At 56.5% G+C, this 618-nt stretch carries 1 pseudogene; it reads right to left on the bottom strand.

The annotated features are described in order from the left end of the window. Positions 1–618 (bottom strand): annotated as a pseudogene (locus tag EOS_RS47155) (glycosyltransferase family 1 protein); the annotation flags it as partial.

The raw sequence follows: 618 nt of genomic DNA, 5'->3' as shown, positions 1-618 counted from the left end.
ACCGGTACGTATGAAACGGCGTCATCGGAGAAATAGTCCGACAGGCCACCAATGCCCGTTGCAACCACTGCCTTACCCGCCATGACCGCTTCCAGCAGCACCGTAATACCCGATGCATGGTGATTGGGATGAAGCGGTACGACTATCACATCGGCCCATTCGTAGAGCGCACGCTGCTCGGCCAAGCCTGAAACCGGTGCGACAACAATGTTATCCGCTCGATCGGGACGCACGACTTTTCGCTGGGTCGCCAGCCTCGCGCTAAAGCGCTTGTCGTTTTCGAATGCAGCCATGAAGGTCTGCCAATCGCGGTCACGATCGTTACCAATGGCTGCCACGCGCAAGGGTTCGTGAGGGCGCCACTCGGACACGGGTTGCAGCGGAAAGTCGTCTGTACTGATGCCATAGAGAACCACCGTCGCTTCGCGATTCCAGAATTTTTTCGCGAGCGCAGCATTGTCGTATGTAAGCGTCGTCAGCAAGTTCGCGCGACTTAGCAGCTTCTTGAAGAGAATGCGCTTGAACACGCTAAGCGATTCCCAGATATCCAGCAGCCACACGCTTTGCGCAAGCAAAAGTGGTTTGTGCGCGCCACGCTTGAGCATGAGCAATAGCGCC

The organism is Caballeronia mineralivorans PML1(12) (genome assembly GCF_001028175.1).
Taxonomy (GTDB): Bacteria; Pseudomonadota; Gammaproteobacteria; order Burkholderiales; family Burkholderiaceae; genus Caballeronia; species Caballeronia mineralivorans.
The sequence above is the reverse complement of the archived record's forward strand: the minus strand, read 5'-3'. Positions and strand labels throughout refer to the sequence as shown.